Source organism: Cedecea sp. VD22 (genome assembly GCF_037150195.1).
Lineage (GTDB): Bacteria > Pseudomonadota > Gammaproteobacteria > Enterobacterales > Enterobacteriaceae > Cedecea.
Map to the genome: position 1 here is coordinate 116,804 of NZ_JBBCPX010000010.1, position 20,198 is coordinate 137,001.

General features: G+C 54.8%; 17 protein-coding genes. 8 read left to right on the plus strand and 9 right to left on the minus strand.

The genetic code is table 11. From position 1 onward, the window contains the following. The first annotated feature begins 421 nt into the window (after positions 1–421). Together gltB and WFK85_RS17095 are read left to right on the plus strand one after the other, a co-directional pair. On the plus strand, positions 422–4,882 hold the full coding sequence (gene gltB, locus WFK85_RS17090; protein ID WP_336708953.1) for a glutamate synthase large subunit: 4,461 nt from the start codon (positions 422–424) through the stop codon (positions 4,880–4,882). A gap of 9 nt (positions 4,883–4,891) precedes the next feature. Next, positions 4,892–6,310: a glutamate synthase small subunit gene (locus WFK85_RS17095; RefSeq protein ID WP_008454857.1), complete on the plus strand. Its 1,419-nt coding sequence runs from the start codon at positions 4,892–4,894 to the stop codon at positions 6,308–6,310. Between the two features lie 80 nt (positions 6,311–6,390). Here the strand turns inward: WFK85_RS17095 and sspB are convergent, their stop codons facing one another. The 5 genes from sspB to zapE form a co-directional block, all read right to left on the minus strand. After that, positions 6,391–6,894, minus strand: coding sequence for a ClpXP protease specificity-enhancing factor (gene sspB, locus WFK85_RS17100; RefSeq protein WP_213715433.1), 504 nt, complete (start codon positions 6,892–6,894; stop codon positions 6,391–6,393). A gap of 3 nt (positions 6,895–6,897) precedes the next feature. Beyond that, positions 6,898–7,539: a stringent starvation protein SspA gene (gene sspA, locus WFK85_RS17105; RefSeq protein WP_008454872.1), complete on the minus strand. Its 642-nt coding sequence runs from the start codon at positions 7,537–7,539 to the stop codon at positions 6,898–6,900. A gap of 323 nt (positions 7,540–7,862) precedes the next feature. After that, positions 7,863–8,255 carry a 30S ribosomal protein S9 gene (gene rpsI / locus WFK85_RS17110; RefSeq protein ID WP_000829818.1) on the minus strand — a complete coding sequence of 131 codons (393 nt, stop codon included), beginning with the start codon at positions 8,253–8,255 and terminating at the stop codon, positions 7,863–7,865. Positions 8,256–8,270: 15 nt separating this feature from the next. Beyond that, positions 8,271–8,699, minus strand: a complete 429-nt coding sequence (gene rplM, locus WFK85_RS17115) for a 50S ribosomal protein L13 (RefSeq protein WP_008454874.1) — start codon at positions 8,697–8,699, stop codon at positions 8,271–8,273. 227 nt (positions 8,700–8,926) lie between these two features. Beyond that, complete coding sequence (gene zapE / locus WFK85_RS17120; protein ID WP_336708952.1) at positions 8,927–10,051, minus strand: cell division protein ZapE; 1,125 nt, start codon at positions 10,049–10,051, stop codon at positions 8,927–8,929. A gap of 176 nt (positions 10,052–10,227) precedes the next feature. On the opposite strand from zapE, the gene zapG reads away from it, so the two are divergent. From zapG to degS, 3 genes are all read left to right on the plus strand, one after another. Beyond that, a complete protein-coding gene (gene zapG, locus WFK85_RS17125; RefSeq protein WP_008454880.1) occupies positions 10,228–10,626 on the plus strand; it encodes a Z-ring associated protein ZapG in 399 nt (132 codons plus the stop codon). Between the two features lie 174 nt (positions 10,627–10,800). After that, on the plus strand, positions 10,801–12,171 hold the full coding sequence (gene degQ, locus WFK85_RS17130; protein ID WP_166877728.1) for a serine endoprotease DegQ: 1,371 nt from the start codon (positions 10,801–10,803) through the stop codon (positions 12,169–12,171). An 88-nt stretch (positions 12,172–12,259) separates the two neighbouring features. After that, complete coding sequence (gene degS / locus WFK85_RS17135) at positions 12,260–13,327, plus strand: outer membrane-stress sensor serine endopeptidase DegS (RefSeq protein ID WP_008454882.1); 1,068 nt, start codon at positions 12,260–12,262, stop codon at positions 13,325–13,327. A gap of 56 nt (positions 13,328–13,383) precedes the next feature. On the opposite strand, the gene mdh is transcribed toward degS, so the two are convergent. Continuing rightward, positions 13,384–14,319, minus strand: coding sequence for a malate dehydrogenase (gene mdh, locus WFK85_RS17140; RefSeq protein WP_008454883.1), 936 nt, complete (start codon positions 14,317–14,319; stop codon positions 13,384–13,386). 488 nt (positions 14,320–14,807) lie between these two features. On the opposite strand from mdh, the gene argR reads away from it, so the two are divergent. The 3 genes from argR to yhcN (WFK85_RS17155) all read left to right on the plus strand — a co-directional run bounded on the left by argR (position 14,808) and on the right by yhcN (WFK85_RS17155) (position 16,302). Continuing rightward, positions 14,808–15,278, plus strand: a complete 471-nt coding sequence (argR, locus tag WFK85_RS17145) for a transcriptional regulator ArgR (protein ID WP_008454885.1) — start codon at positions 14,808–14,810, stop codon at positions 15,276–15,278. 369 nt (positions 15,279–15,647) lie between these two features. Beyond that, complete coding sequence (yhcN, locus tag WFK85_RS17150) at positions 15,648–15,911, plus strand: peroxide/acid stress response protein YhcN (protein ID WP_008454886.1); 264 nt, start codon at positions 15,648–15,650, stop codon at positions 15,909–15,911. Positions 15,912–16,035: 124 nt separating this feature from the next. Continuing rightward, the gene (yhcN, locus tag WFK85_RS17155; protein WP_166868822.1) at positions 16,036–16,302 is read left to right on the plus strand and encodes a peroxide/acid stress response protein YhcN; all 267 of its coding nucleotides are present in this window, start codon (positions 16,036–16,038) and stop codon (positions 16,300–16,302) included. 71 nt (positions 16,303–16,373) lie between these two features. Here the strand turns inward: yhcN (WFK85_RS17155) and WFK85_RS17160 are convergent, their stop codons facing one another. The 3 genes from WFK85_RS17160 to aaeB all read right to left on the minus strand — a co-directional run bounded on the left by WFK85_RS17160 (position 16,374) and on the right by aaeB (position 20,196). Further along, positions 16,374–16,646 (minus strand): barstar family protein, encoded by a 273-nt coding sequence (locus tag WFK85_RS17160; RefSeq protein WP_008454888.1) that lies wholly within the window; start codon positions 16,644–16,646, stop codon positions 16,374–16,376. A 35-nt stretch (positions 16,647–16,681) separates the two neighbouring features. After that, positions 16,682–18,136, minus strand: coding sequence for an NAD-dependent succinate-semialdehyde dehydrogenase (locus WFK85_RS17165; RefSeq protein WP_008454889.1), 1,455 nt, complete (start codon positions 18,134–18,136; stop codon positions 16,682–16,684). 98 nt (positions 18,137–18,234) lie between these two features. Then, a complete protein-coding gene (aaeB, locus tag WFK85_RS17170) occupies positions 18,235–20,196 on the minus strand; it encodes a p-hydroxybenzoic acid efflux pump subunit AaeB (RefSeq protein ID WP_166994992.1) in 1,962 nt (653 codons plus the stop codon). Between the last annotated feature and the right edge of the window lie 2 nt (positions 20,197–20,198).

The window sequence follows — 20,198 nt, forward strand, 5'->3', positions numbered from 1 at the left end:
ATGCCAGCATGGTCTGGAGTTTCACGGCCTTTCGGATAGTGAGGACGATCACATAACACTCGGCGTTCACCGTCGCCCCCTCACAGCCAAAAAAGCAAAAAAAACCATTAAATTCATTTTATTAAGCCACTCTTAGCACGATTCCGTATAAATAAGAATGCCATTTGACCTGTGTGCTCTTTCCCGATAAGTTGGAAATCCGCTGGAAGCTTTCTGGATGGGTTCTGTGCCCATCATATTTATGCAGTAATTGAGATTCCCTCTAAAGCAAGTCCTCAACACTTGTGACACCGGATGCGTTGGACATTAAGAGGGCGACACGCGAGGCAAGCGTATGATGCGCAAACCCCGTCGCCATGCCCTTGCTGCGTCCACGCGCAAACGGTTGGGAGTAACGTAGAGCCTGGGGAGGTTCACTGATATGTTGTACGATAAATCCCTTGAGAAGGATAACTGTGGTTTCGGCCTGATCGCCCACATAGAAGGCGAACCTAGCCACAAGGTAGTGCGTACCGCTATTCACGCGCTAGCCCGTATGCAGCACCGTGGTGCCATCCTTGCCGACGGTAAAACCGGCGACGGCTGTGGCCTGCTGCTGCAAAAACCCGATCGTTTCTTCCGCATTGTTGCAGAAGAACGCCATTGGCGTTTGGCCAAGAACTATGCCGTTGGCATGATTTTCTTGAACCAGGATGACGCGCTTGCCCGCGCCAGCCGCCGCATTGTTGAAGAAGAGCTGCAAAACGAAACTCTGTCTATTGTTGGCTGGCGTGAAGTACCGGTGAACAAAGACGTGCTCGGTGAAATCGCCCTCTCCTCTCTGCCACGTATTGAACAAATTTTCGTTAACGCCCCGGCGGGCTGGCGCCCTCGCGATATGGAACGTCGCCTGTTTATCGCCCGTCGCCGTATCGAAAAACGCATCCAGGAAGATAAAGACTTCTATATCTGCAGTCTGTCCAACCTGGTGAACATTTATAAAGGTCTGTGTATGCCGGCTGACCTGCCGCGCTTCTACCTGGACCTGGCGGACCTGCGCCTGGAATCGGCTATTTGTCTGTTCCACCAACGCTTCTCCACCAACACCGTGCCACGCTGGCCGCTGGCTCAGCCGTTCCGCTATCTGGCGCACAACGGCGAAATCAACACCATTACCGGTAACCGCCAGTGGGCGCGCGCCCGTACCTATAAATTCCAGACGCCGCTGATCCCCGATCTGCACGACGCTGCGCCGTTCGTGAACGAAACCGGCTCCGACTCCAGCTCCATGGATAACATGCTTGAGCTGCTGCTGGCCGGCGGGATGGATATCGTGCGCGCCATGCGTCTGCTGGTTCCACCGGCATGGCAGAACAACCCGAACATGGATCCTGAGCTGCGCGCCTTCTTCGACTTTAACTCCATGCATATGGAGCCGTGGGATGGCCCGGCCGGTATCGTAATGTCCGACGGGCGTTTCGCCGCCTGTAACCTGGACCGTAACGGCCTGCGTCCGGCACGCTACGTGATCACCAAGGACAAGCTCATCACCTGCGCCTCTGAAGTCGGGATCTGGGACTACCAGCCGGATGAAGTGGTTGAGAAAGGGCGCGTTGGCCCGGGCGAGCTGATGGTTATCGACACCCGCGTCGGGCGCATTCTGCACTCCGCTGAAACCGATGCCGAGCTGAAAAGCCGCCATCCGTATAAAGAGTGGATGGAGAACAACGTTCGCCGCCTGGTGCCGTTTGAAGATCTGCCGGACGAAAAAGTGGGCTCGCGGGAGCTGGACGACGATACGCTTGCCAGCTATCAGAAACAGTTTAACTACAGCAGCGAAGAGCTGGATTCAGTGATCCGCGTGCTGGGCGAGAATGGCCAGGAAGCCGTCGGCTCAATGGGTGATGACACCCCATTTGCCGTGCTTTCCAGCCAGCCACGCATTATTTACGACTACTTCCGTCAGCAGTTTGCGCAGGTGACAAACCCGCCAATCGATCCGCTGCGTGAAGCGCACGTCATGTCCCTGGCCACCAGCATTGGCCGGGAAATGAACGTCTTCTGCGAGGCAGAAGGCCAGGCACACCGCCTGAGCTTCAAATCACCGATTCTGCTGTGGTCTGATTTCCAGCAGCTCACCACGCTGGAAGAGGAACACTATCGCGCCGATACGCTCGACATCACCTATGACGTGACCGAGAAGTCGCTGCAAGAAACCGTGATGGCGCTGTGCGACGAAGCTGAACGCATGGTTCGCAACGGCACTGTCTTGCTGGTGCTGTCCGACCGTAATATTGCCAAAAATCGCCTGCCGGTTCCGGCTCCAATGGCCGTGGGCGCCATCCAGACTCGCCTCGTTGAGAAGAGCCTGCGCTGCGATGCCAACATCATTGTTGAAACCGCCAGCGCCCGCGATCCGCACCACTTCGCCGTGCTGCTGGGCTTCGGTGCGACCGCTATCTACCCATATCTCGCCTATGAAACCCTGGCGAAGCTGGTCGACAACGGCGCCATCGATAAAAACTACCGCACCGTGATGCAGAACTACCGCAACGGCATCAACAAAGGGCTGTACAAGATCATGTCCAAAATGGGCATCTCGACTATCGCCTCTTACCGTTGCTCTAAGCTGTTCGAAGCGGTGGGTCTGCATAAAGAAGTGTCCGAGCTTTGCTTCCAGGGTGCGGTCAGCCGCATCGGCGGGGCAGGCTTCGGCGACTTCCAGCAGGATCTGCTGAACCTGTCCAAACGCGCCTGGCTGGTACGTAAGCCGTTGGATCAGGGTGGCCAGCTGAAGTTCGTTCATGGCGGGGAATACCACGCCTATAACCCGGACGTGGTACAGACGCTGCAAAAAGCGGTGCAGAGCGGCGAATACAGCGACTATCAGCAATACGCGAAACTGGTTAACGAGCGCCCGGTCGCCACGCTGCGCGATATGCTTGCGCTGAATCCGCAGGACGAGTCCGTCAAAATTGAAGACGTTGAGCCAGCGACCGAGCTGTTCAAACGCTTCGATACCGCGGCAATGTCCATCGGCGCTCTGAGCCCGGAAGCACACGAATCCCTGGCTGAAGCGATGAACAGCATCGGCGGGAACTCTAACTCCGGCGAAGGCGGCGAAGATCCGGCGCGCTACGGCACCAATAAAGTGTCCCGTATCAAGCAGGTTGCTTCCGGCCGCTTCGGGGTGACGCCTGCCTACCTGGTCAACGCCGACGTTATCCAGATTAAAGTTGCGCAAGGCGCGAAGCCGGGCGAAGGCGGTCAGCTGCCGGGCGATAAAGTGACGCCTTATATCGCCAAGCTGCGCTACTCCGTGCCGGGCGTGACGCTGATTTCCCCTCCGCCTCACCACGATATTTACTCTATCGAGGATCTGGCGCAGCTGATTTTCGACCTGAAGCAGGTTAACCCGAAGGCGATGATTTCCGTGAAGCTGGTTTCCGAACCGGGCGTCGGCACCATCGCAACGGGCGTAGCCAAAGCCTATGCGGACCTGATTACTATTGCTGGCTACGACGGCGGCACTGGGGCAAGTCCACTGTCATCCGTGAAATACGCGGGCTGCCCGTGGGAACTTGGTCTGGTGGAAACCCAGCAGGCACTGGTGGCTAACGGCCTGCGCCATAAGATTCGTCTGCAGGTGGACGGTGGCCTGAAAACCGGCCTCGACATCATCAAGGCAGCAATTCTTGGGGCAGAAAGCTTCGGTTTCGGTACCGGGCCAATGGTTGCGCTGGGCTGTAAATATCTACGAATTTGTCACCTGAACAACTGCGCTACCGGCGTGGCAACTCAGGATGACAAACTGCGTAAAAACCATTACCACGGCCTGCCGTTCAAAGTGACCAACTACTTTGAATTCATCGCCCGCGAAACCCGAGAACTGATGGCGCTGCTGGGCGTGAAACGTCTGGTTGATTTGATTGGCCGTACCGACCTGCTGAAAGAGCTGGACGGGTTTACGGCGAAGCAGCAGAAGCTGGATCTCTCTGCCCTGCTGAAAACGGCTGAACCGATGCCGGGCAAAGCGGTGTACTGCACCGAGCATAACCCGCCGTTCGATAAGGGCGACCTTAACGCACAGCTGCTGAACCAGGCACAGGCGTATGTGGACGACAAGCAGAGTAAAACGTTCTGGTTTGATATTCGCAACACCGACCGTTCGATTGGAGCTTCTCTCTCCGGCTACATTGCCCAGCAACATGGCGATCAAGGCCTGGCGTCTGACCCAATCAAGGCGCACTTTAACGGTACCGCAGGCCAGAGCTTCGGCGTCTGGAACGCGGGCGGCGTTGAGCTGCACCTGACCGGCGATGCCAACGACTATGTCGGTAAAGGTATGGCGGGCGGGCTGATTTCTCTGCGTCCACCGGTAGGCTCAGCCTTCCGTAGCCACGAAGCGACCATTATCGGCAACACCTGCCTGTATGGCGCCACCGGCGGGAAGATGTATGCCGCAGGCCGTGCAGGCGAGCGTTTCGCGGTGCGTAACTCCGGGGCGATTACCGTGGTTGAAGGCATCGGCGATAACGGCTGTGAATACATGACCGGCGGTATCGTCTGTATTCTGGGCAAAACGGGGGTTAACTTCGGGGCTGGTATGACGGGCGGCTTCGCCTACGTACTGGACGAAGACGGTGAATTCCGCAAACGCGTGAACCCGGAACTGGTTGAATTACTGAATGTGGAAGAGCTGGCGATTCATGAAGAGCACCTGCGAGGCATGATTACCGAACACGTTCAGCTGACCGGCTCCCAGCGCGGCGAAGAAATCCTGGCCAACTGGCCGGCATTCGCCTCGAAATTCACCCTGGTTAAACCGAAGTCCAGTGATGTTAAAGCATTGTTGGGTCACCGCAGTCGTTCCGCAGCTGAGCTGCGGGTGCAGGCGCAGTAAGAGGTCACGATGAGTCAAAACGTTTATCAATTTATCGACTTGCAGCGCGTTGATCCGCCGAAGAAGCCGCTGAAGATCCGCAAAATTGAATTTGTGGAAATCTACGAGCCGTTCTCTGAGGGGCAGGCCAAGGCTCAGGCCGACCGCTGCCTCTCCTGCGGCAACCCGTACTGTGAGTGGAAGTGCCCGGTTCATAACTACATTCCGAACTGGCTGAAACTGGCCAATGAGGGGCGCATTATTGAGGCAGCCGAGCTGTCTCACCAGACCAACAGCCTGCCGGAAGTCTGCGGCCGCGTTTGCCCGCAGGACCGCCTTTGCGAAGGCTCCTGCACGCTGAACGACGAGTTCGGGGCGGTGACTATCGGTAACATCGAGCGCTATATCAACGATAAAGCGATTGAGATGGGCTGGAAGCCGGACCTGACCGGCGTGAAGCAAACCGGTAAGCGCGTGGCTATCATCGGGGCAGGCCCTGCCGGGCTTGCCTGTGCCGACGTTCTGGCACGTAACGGCGTGAAGGCGGTGGTTTACGACCGACACCCAGAAATCGGCGGTCTGCTGACCTTCGGTATTCCAGCCTTTAAGCTGGAAAAAGAGGTGATGACCAAGCGTCGCGAAATCTTCAGCGGGATGGGGATTGAATTCAAACTCAATACCGAAGTGGGCCGCGATGTGCAGATGGACGAGCTGCTGAGCGAATACGATTCCGTGTTCCTGGGCGTCGGCACCTATCAGTCGATGCGCGGTGGTCTCGAAAATGAAGACGCGCCTGGCGTGTATGACGCCCTGCCGTTCCTCATCGCCAATACCAAGCAGATCATGGGCTTCGGCGAAACAGCTGAAGAGCCGTATGTCAGCATGGAAGGTAAACGCGTTGTCGTGCTGGGCGGCGGGGACACCGCTATGGACTGCGTGCGTACTTCAGTGCGCCAGGGTGCAACCCACGTGACCTGTGCCTACCGTCGTGACGAAGAAAATATGCCGGGCTCTAAACGCGAAGTGAAAAACGCGCGCGAAGAAGGCGTGGAGTTCCAGTTCAATCTGCAGCCGCTGGGCGTGGAAATTAACGCAAATGGCCGGGTGTGCGGTGTGAAAGTGGCCCGTACCGAGCTGGGTGCGCCGGATGCGAATGGCCGTCGTCGCCCGGAGATCGTCGCCGGCTCCGAGCACGTATTGCCTGCCGATGCGGTGGTAATGGCCTTCGGTTTCCGCCCTCACAGCATGACCTGGCTGGAGCAGCACAGCGTTGAGCTGGACAGCCAGGGGCGCATTCTCGCACCAGAAGCTAGCGAGAACGCTTTCCAGACCAGCAACCCGAAAATCTTCGCCGGTGGCGATGCGGTTCGTGGTTCCGATCTGGTGGTCACCGCTATTGCTGAAGGGCGCAAAGCCGCAGACGGGATCCTGAACTTCCTCGAAGTATAAGCGTTAAAATCTGGCGGCTCAGGCTGCCAGATTGCGCCGAATCCTCCATAAAAAAAGCCAGTCTTTCGACTGGCTTTTTGTTATTTCACCACGCGCAGTGCGGGGCGACCACCGCGAGGCGGCGGCGGCGGATCGTCATCCGGGTTATTGTCATCATCGCCGTGATCCGGGCGATCGCCGTCAATAACCTGCATAACTGTTTCAGTCTCACCGATAACGGGCTGGTCATCGTTGTGGCTTTCAGCGTCTTCATCATAGCCCGCTTCCGGCTCAAACATGGTGCCCGCGCCATTTTCACGTGCATAGATAGCCAGCACGGCAGCCATAGGTACGTTAACCTGGCGAGGTACGCCGCCGAAACGCGCGTTAAAGCGCACTTCGTCATTGGCCAGCTCCAGATTCCCTACGGCTCGCGGGGCGATGTTCAGCACAATTTGCCCGTCACGCGCATACTCCATCGGAACCTGTACGCCCGGTAGTGTGATATCTACCACCAGATGCGGCGTGAGCTGGTTATCCAGCAGCCACTCATAAAAGGCCCGCAGCAGATAAGGACGGCGCGGCGACAGCTGCGACATATCCATCAATTAGCCTCGGGTCTGCAGACGCATTTCGCGCTCAGGTTCGGTCAAAGAGGCCAGGAAGGAGTCACGCTCGAAGACGCGGGTCATGTACCCTTTCATCTCTTTGGAGCCCGCACCTGTCAGCTCAATGCCCATCTGCGGCAAGCGCCACAGCAGCGGAGCCAGATAGCAGTCGACCAGGCTGAACTCGTCGCTCAGGAAGAAAGGCTTCTGGGTAAAGACCGGGGCGATACTCAACAGCTCTTCACGCAGCTGCTTACGAGCGGCTTCCGCTTCCTGCGCTGAGCCGTTCATCACCACGTTCATCAACGAATACCAGTCTTTCTCAATGCGGTGCATGTACAGACGGCTTTCACCACGCGCAACCGGATAAACCGGCATCAAAGGTGGGTGCGGGAAACGCTCATCAAGGTATTCCATGATGATGCGGGATTCCCACAGCGTCAGCTCGCGGTCAACCAGGGTCGGTACGCTGTGATTGGGGTTGAGGTCAATCAGATCCTGAGGCAGGTTATCCGTTTCCACATGCTCAATTTCAACGCTAACACCTTTCTCAGCCAGGACGATACGGACCTGGTGGCTGTAGATGTCAGTAGGACCGGAAAACAGCGTCATCACCGAACGTTTGTTGGCAGCGACAGCCATGAAAACCTCCAAGTTTATCCAGAAAATTACTGCTAATAGCCGCAAGCGGCGACTAACCTGACCGTTATTACCCAATGCTTCGCCGAAACATCGCTGACGCCTTATCAGGGCGAAAACAACTGGATGCCGACATTTGGGCAGAAAATTGGATGATAGTTTACCAGATTTTACTGGTTTTGTGGTGGTCGTATATCGAATTTGCCTGAAAGGCAAATAATTTCAAAATGTTAGAAGCAATAATATAAATTACAGGCATAAAAAAACCCGGTACCAGGACCGGGCTTTTTGCCAACTGTCTTGCTGCCTGAACAGGCAGAGAACAATTAACGTTTGGAGAACTGAGGACGACGACGTGCTTTACGCAGACCGACTTTCTTACGTTCAACCTGACGAGCATCACGGGTAACGAAGCCAGCTTTACGCAGCTCGGAACGCAGGGACTCATCGTACTCCATCAGAGCGCGGGTGATACCGTGACGGATCGCACCAGCCTGACCAGAGATACCACCACCTTTAACGGTGATGTACAGATCCAGTTTCTCAACCATGTCGACCAGTTCCAGCGGCTGACGAACTACCATGCGGGCAGTTTCACGACCGAAGTACTGTTCCAGAGAACGTTGGTTGATAACGATTTTGCCGTTGCCCGGTTTGATAAACACGCGAGCTGCGGAACTTTTGCGGCGACCAGTGCCGTAGTATTGATTTTCAGCCATTGCCTATAATCCCGATTAAATGTCCAGAACTTGCGGTTGCTGTGCCGCGTGGTTGTGCTCGGTGCCCGCGTAAACTTTAAGTTTACGGAACATTGCACGACCCAGCGGGCCCTTTGGCAGCATGCCTTTAACCGCGATTTCAATCACACGCTCAGGACGGCGGGCAATCATCTCTTCAAAGGTCGCTTGTTTGATACCACCGATGTGGCCGGTGTGGTGGTAGTACACTTTGTCAGTACGCTTGTTGCCGGTTACAGCAACTTTGTCAGCGTTCAGAACGATGATGTAATCACCAGTATCAACGTGCGGAGTGTATTCCGCTTTGTGCTTACCGCGCAGACGGCGAGCCAGTTCAGTAGCCAGACGACCTAAGGTCTTACCTTCAGCATCAACGACATACCAGTCGCGCTGTACAGTTTCTGGTTTAGCTGTAAAAGTTTTCATTAAAAGCTTACCCAATATATAGTTACACGTTGGTGAACACCCAAACGTTTAAAATCAGTCGAGGTTCACGCGACATTGTCCAGCAAACCTACCCCTTCGAATAGCCTATGCCGGCACGACAAAAGTTTTGGGAAAAAAACTTTGGTTGTAACGTGGGGTCGCAAGATTATAGAGAAGTCGACCTCAAAGATCGACCACAATTTGTCGTTGATATCACATATTCATCGTCACGGCAGATGAGGCCGGCGTAAATACTCTTCACTTTGCATTTCCTGCAGCCTGGAAAGACAACGCTGGAACTCAAACTTAAGCCTTTCCCCTTGATAAATATTGAATAGCTCGGTCTCAGCAGACACCACCAGCTTGACGTGGCGCTCATAGAATTCGTCCACCATAGCGATAAAACGGCGTGCCTCACTCTCCATCAACGTTGTCATCACCGTTACATTAAACAGCAGAACGGTGTGGAACTGGCGCGAAAGCGCGATGTAATCATGTTGGCTGCGCGCGTCCACGCATAGCGTGTTGAAATCGATAGCCAGCGTCTGGTTTGCGGCCCCCATCGTCACCATTGGCCGATGGTTGATTTCCAGTACCGGCGCCCCTTCGCGCTTTGCCCCGGCCAGAGCGACATAAAGCTTTTCCATTTGCAGCGCGGAGTCTGCATTCAGCGGTGACAGCCAAAGGTGCGCCTGAGTCAGCGTTCTCAGGCGGTAATCAATCCCGGCATCCACGTTCATCACGTCGCAATAGCGTTTGATTGCTTCGATGGCGGGTAAGAACCGCGCGCGCTGCAGCCCATTGCGGTACAAATCATCCGGCGGGATGTTCGACGTGGCCACCAGCGTGATGCCTCGCGCAAAAAGCGCTTTCATTAATGTACCCAGCAGCATGGCATCGGTGATATCAGAGACAAAAAATTCGTCGAAGCACAGCACATCCGTTTCGGCCTTAAAGCCGTCAGCAATAATTTCCAGCGGATCCGTGTGGCCCTGCTGCTGCGCCAGCTCTTCGTGAACCCGAAGCATAAAGCGGTGAAAGTGGAGCCTGAGTTTGCGCTCTCCCGGCAAACTCTGAAAAAACATATCCATCAGCCAGGTTTTACCTCGCCCCACGCCTCCCCACATATACAAACCCCGGGCTGGCTCCTGCCCGGCCTGAACCTCTTTTTTACCGAACAGCTTGCCGAACTTAGTCAGCAACCCACCGGCAGGCGCGGGCGTAGGTGCAACGGACAATGCTTGCCAGATAGCGTCCAGGCGCATAATCGCTTCGCGCTGCACATCATCAGGTTGAAAACTGCCTTCTGCCAGGGCCTGCTGGTAGCGCGATGCAGGAGAGAGATTTTGCATGGTATTATTATCTTCCCTTTATAATCGGATAGCCGTTCACTGCCTTTTTCGAACCGGTTGTCCAAAAAAAGGCCGTTCTACCCTAAGCGATGCAGCGTCAGGATTCCACTTCTCTTAGGTTAACGGTTATAGTGGCTACATTACCCTACGGAATCACAAGATAACGGGAGAAGTTCATGACTTGGGAATATGCGCTTATTGGGTTAGTAGTGGGCCTTATTATCGGCGCCGTAGCCATGCGTTTCGGCAATCGTAAGCTGCGCCAACAGCAAGCTCTGCAGTATGAGCTGGAAAAAAACAAAGCGGAGCTTGAAGAGTACCGCGAAGAGTTAGTCAGCCATTTTGCCCGCAGCGCCGAGCTGCTGGATAACATGGCGCACGATTATCGCCAGCTGTATCAGCACATGGCAAAAAGCTCCAGCAGCCTGCTGCCGGAGATGACAGCGGAAGCCAATCCGTTCCGTAACCGTCTTGCCGAGTCTGAAGCCGGGAACGATCAGGCGCCGGTTCAGATGCCGCGCGATTATTCAGACGGTGCTTCCGGCCTGCTTCGCGCCGGTGCAAAACGCGATTAATCCCTGTTTTAGCTTTTCCGGGGCACAGTTCAGGTGCCCCATCCTTTCCTGACCCAGCTATCATTTAATTATCTTGTGCTTTCTTATTACGCCATTGTGAGTCGATTGATCTTTCAATAACATCAATTGCGTGAGTGGGCATTCCTTTTTCCAGGTGACGAGAGCCAGCATCCAATGAAGAAACAAACACGGCTGTTGAATGCATTAGCGTTAAGCGTCGCTCTGACGCTCGGCGTATCCCCTCTGGCAAGCGCGTCACTGCCTTCCCAGGTTCCAGGCCAGCCGGCTTTGCCAAGCCTTGCGCCGATGCTGGAAAAAGTCTTACCGGCGGTCGTCAGCGTACAGGTTGAAGGCACCGCCTCAGCGTCCAGCCAGAAAGTGCCGGAAGAGTTCAAAAAATTCTACGGCGATGAAGCCCCCTCCGACACACCTCAGCAGTTTGAAGGCTTGGGTTCCGGCGTCATCATCAACGCCGCAAAAGGCTATGTCCTGACCAACAATCATGTGATTAATCAGGCACAGAAAATCAGCGTGCAGCTGAATGACGGGCGTGAATTTGATGCCAAACTGATTGGCGGGGACGATCAGAGCGACATCGCGCTACTTCAGTTGCAAAACGCGACCGGGCTTACCGAAATCAAAGTGGCCGACTCTGACAAGCTCAAAGTGGGTGATTTTGCGGTTGCGGTGGGTAACCCATTTGGCCTCGGTCAAACAGCGACTTCCGGCATCGTTTCCGCTCTGGGCCGCAGCGGCCTGAACCTTGAAGGACTGGAAAACTTTATTCAAACAGATGCTTCAATCAACCGGGGTAACTCCGGCGGCGCGCTGCTCAACCTGAACGGCGAACTGATTGGCATCAACACTGCGATTCTTGCTCCCGCGGGCGGCAGCGTAGGGATTGGTTTTGCTATCCCGAGCAATATGGCCCAAACCCTCGCCAAGCAGCTGATGGAATTTGGTGAAATCAAACGTGGCCTGCTGGGAATCAAAGGCATGGAGATGAACGCCGACATCGCCAAAGCGTTTAACCTTTCCACCCAGCGTGGTGCCTTTGTCAGTGAAGTTCTGCCTCAGTCAGGGTCGGCAAAAGCGGGCGTTAAAGCCGGGGATATCATCACCAGCCTGAACGGTAACCCGCTGAGCAGTTTCGCCGAATTGCGAGCGAAAATTGCCACAACCGAGCCCGGCACCGTGGTGAAACTGGGCTTGCTGCGCGACGGCAAACCACTGGAAGTGAGCGTGACGCTGGACAAGAGCACCGCCTCTTCCGCAAGCGCAGAAATGATCCTGCCGGCGCTGCAGGGCGCCACGCTAAGCGATGGGCAACTGAAGGACGGCGGCAAGGGCATTCGTCTGGATAACGTGGATAAAGGCACGCCTGCGGCTCAGGTTGGTCTGCACAAAGACGATATCATCGTCGGCATTAACCGTGAGCGAATTCATACCATCGCCGAAATGCGCAAAGTGCTGGAAACCAAGCCTGCGGTCATTGCGCTGCATGTTGTTCGCGGCGAACAGAGCCTCTATTTGCTGTTGCGTTAACGGAAGCAGAGAAACGGACATCGTCTGTACGATGTCCGTCCAACTCATGCTATTCTGCGGTCGATCTCTCACTTATTAACTCAAACTCATGTTTCTAAAGATCTTACGTTCGGTGATCATTGGGCTGATTGTTGCGGGGCTGCTGCTGCTCGCGATGCCGTCGTTACGCAAAGCCGTGGGCCCACTTGCGCCTGCACAATATGACAGCACCGACGAAACGCCGATGAGCTTTAATCCGGCCGTGCGCCGCGCTGCCCCGGCGGTAGTGAACGTATACAATCGCAGCGTCGGCAATAACGGCCAAAACCAGCTTCAAATCAAGACGCTCGGCTCCGGCGTTATCATGGACGGACGCGGCTACATCATTACCAATAAACACGTGATCAACGATGCCGAGCAAATCATCGTTGCGCTCCAGGACGGGCGAGTGTTTGAAGCCCTGCTTATTGGGTCCGATAGCCTGACCGACCTGGCTGTGCTGAAAATCAACGCCACCAACCTGCCGATCATTCCTATTAACGGCAAGCGCCAGCCCCATATTGGCGATGTGGTCATGGCCATCGGTAACCCTTACAACCTGGGGCAGACGGTCACGCAGGGCATTATCAGCGCGACCGGCCGCATCGGCCTGAGCCCTTCGGGCCGACAGTCGTTCCTGCAAACTGACGCCTCAATTAACCGCGGTAACTCCGGCGGGGCGCTGGTGAATTCGCTCGGGGAACTGATGGGCATCAACACCCTGTCGTTTGACAAGAGCAATGACGGCGAAACGCCGGAAGGGATTGGTTTTGCGATACCAACCCAACTGGCGACCAAAATAATGGATAAGCTCATCCGCGATGGCCGGGTTATTCGAGGCTACATCGGCATTGGCGGCAGAGAAATCACCCCGCTGCATGGCCCTTCCACCGGCATCGATCAGCTGCAAGGGATTATCGTTAATGCTGTATCCCCGGACGGCCCGGCAGCTCAGGCTGGTATTCAGGTTAACGACGTGATTATCTCGGTTAACCACAAACCGGCTATCTCGGCGCTGGAAACCATGGACCAGGTGGCGGAAATTCGCCCGGGCTCGGTGATTCCGGTCGAGGTCATGCGTGAAGACAAGAAACTCACGCTGCAGGTCACCGTGCAGGAATACCCCGCCGGAAGCTAAACGGCAGACATAAAAAAACCGGAACCTGAGTTCCGGTTTTTTTTATCCAGGGTCGATTACTTAACGAATTCTTCGCCCAGTTGGATATCTTTCTTCAGGGTATCCAGCATGCCTTCCATCGCGTTTTTCTCAAATGCGCTGAGGGTGCCGATAGCTTTACGCTCAACGATACCATTTTTACCCAGCAGCAGCGGCTGGGAGAAGAAACGTGCGTGCTCGCCGTCGCCTTCAACGTAAGCGCACTCCACAACGTTGCTTTCGCCTTTCAAAGCGCGAACCAGAGACAGACCGAAACGAGCCGCAGCCTGGCCCATAGACAGCGTTGCGGACCCGCCACCGGCTTTCGCTTCAACCACTTCAGTACCCGCGTTCTGGATACGTTTGGTCAGGTCAGCGACTTCCTGCTCGGTGAAGCTCACGCCAGGGATCTGGGACAGCAGCGGCAGAATGGTTACGCCAGAGTGGCCGCCAATCACCGGGACTTCGATATCCGTTGGCTGCTTGCCTTTCAGCTCGGCAACAAAGGTGTTGGAGCGGATGATATCCAGCGTAGTGACGCCGAACAGTTTGTTCTTATCGTAAACGCCCGCTTTTTTCAGCACTTCTGCGGCAATCGCCACGGTGGTGTTTACCGGGTTGGTAATAATACCGATGCAAGCTTTAGGGGCGGTTTTCGCCACTTGCTCGATCAGGTTTTTCACAATACCCGCGTTCACGTTGAACAGGTCGGAACGATCCATACCTGGTTTACGTGCAACACCTGCGGAGATCAGCACCACATCTGCACCCACCAGCGCAGGGGTAGCATCTTCGCCGGAGAAACCTTTGATTTTCACGTCAGTCGGGATATGACTCAGATCCACCGCAACCCCTGGGGTTACTGGCGCAATGTCATACAGAGAGAGTTCTGAGCCTGAAGGCAGTTGGGTCTTAAGTAGAAGGGCAAGCGCCTGGCCGATACCGCCAGCTGCGCCGAGGACTGCAACTTTCATCCTAAACTCCTTATTATGGTTAGCAAAATCGTGCCGTAACTCCATGCGGTGGCGACCATAATCCAGAGAGGAGATAATTACAATCTTCCCGCCGCCAGATTGCGATATAAAGCAATCACCGACCGCGTTGCTGCTGCATTTACTCGCCGGGAGGAACGACGCCATAGCGCCCGGTCACGACCTGATGTGGTTACATCAACGGCGGTTACATTACCCCTCCGCGCACACCAAAACAACATCATTTTGATAACATTTAATTTACTTTGAAGCTTATTTGCGAGTCGTGACACAGGCATGTTCGCCGATAACGAAATTTGATAAAATCGCCCGCTTTCATAACATTATTTCAGGCTGATCTCCGCCGGATGATTCTCCCACGCTATTCAGGCCGCCGTAAAATCAGGCACCTGAAGGAAGATGAACAATTTGCATAAAAATTCATTTAAATGCATAATAATGTTATCTCTTTTACCCAGGATAGGTTATTTATGCGTAACTCCTCAAAACAAGAAGAATTAGTAAAGGCTTTCAAAGCATTACTTAAAGAAGAGAAATTCAGCTCACAGGGCGAGATAGTTCAGGCGTTACAAAACGACGGCTTCGAAAACATCAACCAATCCAAAGTGTCCCGCATGCTGACTAAATTCGGCGCGGTAAGAACGCGTAATGCAAAAATGGAAATGGTCTACTGCCTGCCTGCCGAGCTGGGCGTCCCGACGACCTCCAGCCCGCTAAAAAACCTGGTTCTGGATATCGACTATAACGACGCCGTCGTAGTGATCCATACCAGCCCTGGCGCCGCACAGCTCATTGCTCGCCTGCTGGACTCACTGGGAAAAGCGGAAGGTATTCTGGGCACCATTGCCGGGGACGACACTATTTTCACCACGCCAGCCAATAACTTCACGGTGAAAGAGCTCTACGAAGCCATCCTGGTGCTGTTCGAACAAGAGCTGTAATCACTCCCCCTCTTCTCAGCCCGCCGTCATGATGCGGCGGGCCTCTCAGTCGGTAATCTTCCGTAAATAAACCTCAATCCAGCGTATGGAATTGCTTCAATACCATTCCACAGGGCATTGTTCTGCGTGTAACCGCACAAATAGTCAAATTTACCCATATCTATGATTTTACTTATATTTAACAAAAAAGCCGTGATAAAAACGTCTTTTTAATAACTATCAGGAATAAAAAATCATTTCGTTAATTTAAAGTTGCATAGGCAACAATTAGCAGGGTATTAATTTTTCACGTAACTAGTGTATACTTGATTTCGTGATGAGGGTCACAGAACGATGACCCAACCAAAAGAATACGACGAGGAAAAAACCATGAACATGAAAGCCACTTTAGTTACCGCCAGCCTGCTCTCCGCTCTGTCATTCGGCGTTTTCGCCGCTGACTCTATCGACGCTCAGCAAGCGCAGAATCGCCAGTCACTGGGTACCGTTTCCGTTGATGACATCGGCAGTTCTCCGATGGATATGCACGAGATGCTGAACCAGAAAGCAGAGCAAAACGGCGCTTCCGCTTATCGCGTGATCGAAGCACGCACCGGTGGACACTGGCACGCAACGGCAGAACTGTACAAATAAGCGTTCTTAGCCCTAAGCCAGTTGAATAGAGTTGAGTAGAAACGTTAAGCCTCGGCGGCCCCAAGTAGAAAAATCGCGATTAAGCCCTTCCGGCCGCCACGTTAAACCTTCAGGAGTAAAGACTATGAAAACCAAATTAACTATCGCCGCACTGAGCCTGCTGTCCGTTATCTCTTTAGGCGCTAACGCTGCCGCACACCAGATCAACAGCGAACAAGCTCAAGGCCTGCAATCCATGGGTTCCATTTCTGTAAGCCAGGTCGGCAGCGCACCAATGGATATGCGTCAGGAATTGTCCCAGAAAGCCACAGAACAAGGTGCCTCTGCTTACCGCGTGATTGAAGCCCGTAGCGGCGATAACTGGCACGCAACTGCAGAGCTGTACAAATAAACCCTCGTCGTACTTGTCCTACGACTTTGCCCCCGCTCCCCGGGGGCTTTTTTATGGCCGCTGATCAAACGCTAGCCGTGAATGTTAAAGCGGAGCTGGCCTTCCAGTTCTTCTTCTGCCTCGTCAAAAAGCAGAATGAGCGCCCCGAACCTGCGCCGCTTGCTCTCCGGCAAATGCGCAAATTCGATCTCCACGGGCAGCGGTAACATTGACGCCGTGACCACGTCCCACAGGCTATCCAGGTCGTGAACCTGCTCTTTGCGTAGCGCGAGTTGCTCCGCAAACTGGCGATAGAAAGCCAGGTTGTCCTCGATGTGGTTAAAATCAAAAGTAAATTTTTTCATCGCTGCCGCCCCGACTCTTTTAAGCAAGCGCTGAGCTAAAGCCCGCCGATATGTAGCGTTTTCACTTCAAGGAACTCGTCCAGCCCCAGCACGGAGCCTTCACGCCCTAACCCCGACTCTTTCACGCCGCCGAAGGGCCCCAGTTCCGTAGAAACAGCACATTCATTGATCCCAACCATGCCACTTTCCAGAGCCTGAGAGACGCGGAAAACGCGCTGTAAATTCTGGGTATAGAAATAGGCCGCCAGCCCAAATGGCGTATTGTTGGCTCTTTCGATGACCTCTTCTTCCGTTTCAAAGCGGAAGCAGGCCGCAAGGGGGCCAAACGTCTCTTCCCTGGCCAGTTTCATATCATCGTTAGCGTTGATGATAACGGTGGGCTGCCAGAAATTGCCGCCCAGCGCATGGGGCTTGCCGCCGACAAGCGCTTTCCCACCTTTCGCCAGCGCGTCATCAACATGCTCTCGTACTTTTTCCACCGCAGATTGCTCAATCAGCGGCCCGACAATCACGCCCTCTTCCAGGCCGTTGCCTACTTTCAGCTTCCCAACCTCTGCAGCAAGCTTATTCACAAAACTGTCGTACACATTTTGCTGGATGAAGAAACGGTTAACGCTGACGCAAACCTGGCCAGCATTACGGAATTTGTTAGCAATGGCACCTTTTACCGCCGCGTCAATATCCGCGTCATCAAACACGATATAAGGCGCATTTCCCCCCAGCTCCATCGACACTTTTTTCATCGTTTCTGCGGCATTGCGCATCAGCGTTTTGCCCACCGCCGTTGAACCCGTGAAGGAGATTTTGCGCACCTGATGGCTGGCCATAATGGCATCGCTAATTTCCTGGGTTTTCCCGGCCACGGCATTCAATACGCCGTCCGGCACGCCGGCCTGCTTCGCCAGTTCCAGCAAAGCAAAAGCGGAAAGAGGCGTGTTATTCGCGGGCTTTATCACTCCGGTACAGCCAGCGGCCAGAGCAGGCCCGAGCTTGCGGGTCAGCATCGCCATGGGGAAATTCCACGGCGTGATTGCCGCGACTACGCCGACGGGTTCACGCGTGGCCAGAATGCGAGAACCGGGCTTAACCGGAGGAATAATCTCGCCGTTGGCGCGTTTGCCCTGTTCAGCAAACCACTGAATGAAGCTGGCGGCGTAATCCACTTCACCCTCAGCCTCTTTGAGCGGTTTCCCCTGCTCAAGGGTCATTAACCGGGCGAGCCAGCTTTTGTTCGCCAGCATCAGTTCAAACCAACGGTAGAGAATTTCAGATCGCTGTTTGGCGGTTTTCGCCCGCCAGGCGGGGAAAGCTTTGCTGGCGGCCTCAATCGCGGCTTCGGTTTCTCGTTTGCCGGCTCTTGCCACTCTGGCCACTATTTCTCCCGTAGCAGGATTCAGCACATCAAAAGTGTCTTCGAGCGAATGCCACTTGCCTGCGACCAGATAGCCGGTTTTAAAGAGCTCACTTTGCGGGAGTGTCTGATTCGTCATAATAGCTCCTGTTCATAAGTGTTCATCCCATGGACCGCAGTTAAGTATAGATAGAAAAAAGCCGACGCAGGCGTCGGCTCTTCAGGTTAAGGTTGGGCTCAGGCGTTAATCAGCGTATGCCGGTAGCGATGTAAAATGTCCGCCAGCCGCTTCACCGGCTCGGTGACCTGCCGCGGCGCTTCCCACAGGCGAAGTTTCTCTTGATAGATTTCCAGCTCGCCTAAAAGGCTTTCGTAATAGCGCTCTCGCTTATCATCACTGCTGGCAGAAATCACCTTATCCGCCGTTTTACGCAACTGCCGGTGGAAGGCAGAGAGATCGTCATTGACCGGGATAGGCGCATCGCGCAGGCGTTGATGCGCGATGATTAGCGTCAACGCAAGGCGATAACGATCTATGTCGCCAGGAAACATGTTCAACAGTAAAAACAGCTGCTGATACAGCGCCGGAAGGTGGTTCTCTTTCCGCCGGGCATTATTGGTCGTCAGCGCCGATACCGCAGCGGAGACAAACTGGTTCAGTAGCGTGCGGCCCGTGCGCTCTTTCGAATTATCTCGGATCAGCAGGATCACCATCATGGCCAGGAAACAACCGACGATCTGCCCCAGCGCGCTGTCGAGGAAGCTGCTGAAATGGAAAGTCATCGGGTTATCCAGCACGATAATATTTATCGTCCCGGCCAGCGCCCCCATAGAACCCAGCCGCCGCTTCTGCACCTCAATGCCCATAAAGAAGCCCAGCAGGGCAAGGCTGATACACAGCAGCAGCATACTCTGCTGCGTGGACGGCAGCACCACAAGGAAGTAGAACGCGCCGAGCGGCAGCGCCACCAGCATGCCATACAGGAAGTCGAGCGAAACCATGCGCGGGTTAGGCAGGCGCATTGCCAGCGCCGTCACCACCGCAATCATCACCATCGCGCCGCTGCCGGATGTCCAGCCGGTCCAGAGCCAGAACAGGCTTCCAAGCACGCAGGAAATCGTCGTGCGCCAGAAGTTAATCATCGCGTGATGGCCCTCGGCGGATTCCACCTTCACCACTGCTTCACCGTTCAGCACTTCTTCTTCAATCGCGCTCACGCGGCTATTACTGATAAACCCGCGCTTCAGCAACAGATAGCGGGTCGAGGCGGAAACCCAGGATCCGATGGTTATCGGTGTGGCCTTTTCGCCCATCGCAGATATCGCTCGGCGCAGCAATTTCATCCGCTTATAAACGTCGTCGGCGGTTTCCACTTCGACGGCAAAAAGCTGGCGGAATTCTGGCGTGACGTATTCGGGCCGGGTGTTTTGAATCAGGAAAGTTTCACAGGCCTGGGTGATCAGCGTCAGCGAAAGGGTGTTGATCGCTTTCAGGCGTCGGTTGGCCTTCGCCCAGCGGGCGGATTCCATATTCAGGTTGGCACGCATGCCGTTCAGCGCGGTGACTTTACGCACCAGCCCGCTCCAGGCTTTATCCACCTCTTCTTTGTCGCCGTGGGCAATACAAAGCTGCATCAGGCGGTATTGGTCCACCAGCAGGTTATCCAGTTCCCGGTCAATCTCCTGCTTGATGGAACGCGGAGAAAACAGCAGGTCGGCGACGATGGCACACACAATCCCGATAACGATTTCGCTACAGCGTTCAACGGCAAACTGCGGCGTAGTCAGCGGAGCAACCTGAATAGTGACCACAATAATCAGCGCAGTGTAGCCCGCGAGGCCCCAGGCGTAGGAGTTTTCGACGCGAACAAGCGAGGAGATCCAGGTACAGAATCCGGCCCAGATACAGCACACCAGCAGCATGACAACCGGGGCACGGATCAGCGTGATAATGATGACCAGCGCGGCCGCACAGCCAATAAATGTCCCGATAATGCGCAGCATCCCGCGGTAGCGTATGGCCCCGGAATAAGGCTCTCCTCCAGCGGCAAAGGCTGGCCCGGCGGCCACAATCGCGGCGGTCAGCACCGCCCAGCGCGGCGTTTCCAGCTCAAAGTGAAAACCGACAAACACCGCCAGAACAATGGCGAAAGCGAGCTTTATCGCAAAGCGGACGTGCAGCCTGGAAATGTTATACATAG

Coding starts and splice junctions, on each gene's coding strand:
- aaeB (WP_166994992.1), bottom strand. CDS start 20,196: ATGTATAACATTTCCAGGCTGCACGTCCGCTTTGCGATAAAGCTCGCT.
- yhcN (WP_008454886.1), top strand. CDS start 15,648: ATGAACATGAAAGCCACTTTAGTTACCGCCAGCCTGCTCTCCGCTCTG.
- zapG (WP_008454880.1), top strand. CDS start 10,228: ATGACTTGGGAATATGCGCTTATTGGGTTAGTAGTGGGCCTTATTATC.
- rpsI (WP_000829818.1), bottom strand. CDS start 8,255: ATGGCTGAAAATCAATACTACGGCACTGGTCGCCGCAAAAGTTCCGCA.
- WFK85_RS17165 (WP_008454889.1), bottom strand. CDS start 18,136: ATGACGAATCAGACACTCCCGCAAAGTGAGCTCTTTAAAACCGGCTAT.
- sspA (WP_008454872.1), bottom strand. CDS start 7,539: ATGGCTGTCGCTGCCAACAAACGTTCGGTGATGACGCTGTTTTCCGGT.
- rplM (WP_008454874.1), bottom strand. CDS start 8,699: ATGAAAACTTTTACAGCTAAACCAGAAACTGTACAGCGCGACTGGTAT.
- mdh (WP_008454883.1), bottom strand. CDS start 14,319: ATGAAAGTTGCAGTCCTCGGCGCAGCTGGCGGTATCGGCCAGGCGCTT.
- degQ (WP_166877728.1), top strand. CDS start 10,801: ATGAAGAAACAAACACGGCTGTTGAATGCATTAGCGTTAAGCGTCGCT.
- WFK85_RS17095 (WP_008454857.1), top strand. CDS start 4,892: ATGAGTCAAAACGTTTATCAATTTATCGACTTGCAGCGCGTTGATCCG.
- sspB (WP_213715433.1), bottom strand. CDS start 6,894: ATGGATATGTCGCAGCTGTCGCCGCGCCGTCCTTATCTGCTGCGGGCC.
- yhcN (WP_166868822.1), top strand. CDS start 16,036: ATGAAAACCAAATTAACTATCGCCGCACTGAGCCTGCTGTCCGTTATC.
- WFK85_RS17160 (WP_008454888.1), bottom strand. CDS start 16,646: ATGAAAAAATTTACTTTTGATTTTAACCACATCGAGGACAACCTGGCT.
- degS (WP_008454882.1), top strand. CDS start 12,260: ATGTTTCTAAAGATCTTACGTTCGGTGATCATTGGGCTGATTGTTGCG.
- gltB (WP_336708953.1), top strand. CDS start 422: ATGTTGTACGATAAATCCCTTGAGAAGGATAACTGTGGTTTCGGCCTG.
- argR (WP_008454885.1), top strand. CDS start 14,808: ATGCGTAACTCCTCAAAACAAGAAGAATTAGTAAAGGCTTTCAAAGCA.
- zapE (WP_336708952.1), bottom strand. CDS start 10,051: ATGCAAAATCTCTCTCCTGCATCGCGCTACCAGCAGGCCCTGGCAGAA.